Here is a 1,486-nt window from a genome sequence, read left to right as displayed (position 1 = left end):
AGCAGAACATACATGGTTTTTCCTTCCGGCACGACAGAAAGCCTGAACTGAGATTCAAGAATGTTCAGCAATGCGTTCAGTTTTTTCCTGTTTCTGAACCGACCCGGGCCACACTGGAGAATATAATTTTTCCTGACACGGGGTGGGCATTCTCCGCGGCACTCCTCAATGAGCCAGTCGAACAGCTCCTCGGCGTCCTTCTGCTGCAGTTCAGATTCATCAGGTAACGCAAATAATTTTTTATATTCATCTGTGTACCACGAACTTATTACGACAGCAGACGTCATGATATCGGCAGAGATTTTCCCTTCACCATAGCTGAAATACTGAAATAACGCTGCAATTCTTGCAATGTTTTCTGTTTTTTTTGAAACATGTCCCCGAAACGGGCTTAAGGGTCCGGAAGGGGATAAATCCTGCTCCAGAACATTATAGTGCTCAATAAATATTTTTTGCGCTTCAGGCGAAAAATGCAGACAATACCGTTCATCCTCACTGGATTTTTCAATACTGCCTCTGGCCAGTTCCATTAATCGTTCATGAAATGCCGTTAATGATCCTCCCGGAATCACAGCTCCGTTAATAAAGCGTTTCCCCTGCGTGGTTGCAGGTTTACTGATAAGACAACGGGCAAGAAAACCACTGTCCCTGGCAACAGAACCTTTTCGCTCCATATATCGGTCAAAAAGACCGGGTTGCACCATGAGGGATAACGTCATTCTGGCATTTTCAATCATCTGTTCGGGTTCATTCTTTCTGTCCACAGACAATACAGAGCCATCCCACATTTTGTTAATAAAAGGCAACTCAGACAGGGTATATCCATCAAATATAATACCGGCTTCATCTGACATAATACCCACTGAACGCCATTTACCACAAAGCTGATTCTTAATTGCCGCAGTCGTGGCATCATTAAAAATGAATTTATACCTCACAGGTTCTTCCGCACTGTTTTTCTGAAGTACTTCCAGTTGTCTGAGGGTTTCTGACTCATCCGCGCCTTTGCGGAGTTCTTTATTCAGTTTTGACAACAATGCTTTTTTCTGAGCCTTTAAAAGCTCTTCCTTGTTTTTCCAGACAGCCAGTTCACTTTTGTATCTGGAATATAACTGCATCTCCTGCTGGTACAGGGGCTTCATTAATAATTTGTCCACTGCGGTTTTTCGTTCTCCGGACTCGGCAAGCGTCAGGAAAAAAAGAGAGACCGGCCCCCGCAGTGTATTCAGTCTGCAGACATCAATCAGATTCTGGCAGACAAGTGAAACAGCGCCCAGGGCAGACGCTGCCACAAGCCCAAGGGGAGCCTGCGTAATTTGCTGAGCTTCAATAACGGCATCACGAATGAGTGGAGGCAGCGAACTCAGGGGAAACTCATCACAAGGCTGACCGAATGACATAGTAACCTCACTATACACAGATATAAAAGCACTGCAATTCTGGCTATTAATAGCAAAAATAGCAGTCAAATCAATATGAGGTAAAA

The 1,486-nt window shown here is 44.4% G+C and carries 1 protein-coding gene; it reads right to left on the bottom strand.

Annotated features, from left to right (window positions below):
* Nucleotides 1–1,292: YfjI family protein (locus ACZMB2_RS14225; RefSeq protein ID WP_487597199.1), on the bottom strand; the 1,292-nt coding region annotated here is incomplete at its 3' end.
* Nucleotides 1,293–1,486 lie beyond the last annotated feature (194 nt).

It is taken from the genome of Hominiventricola sp. (assembly GCF_057604405.1).
Note: the sequence above shows the minus strand (reverse complement) of the source record. Positions and strands in the feature narration are given on the sequence as shown.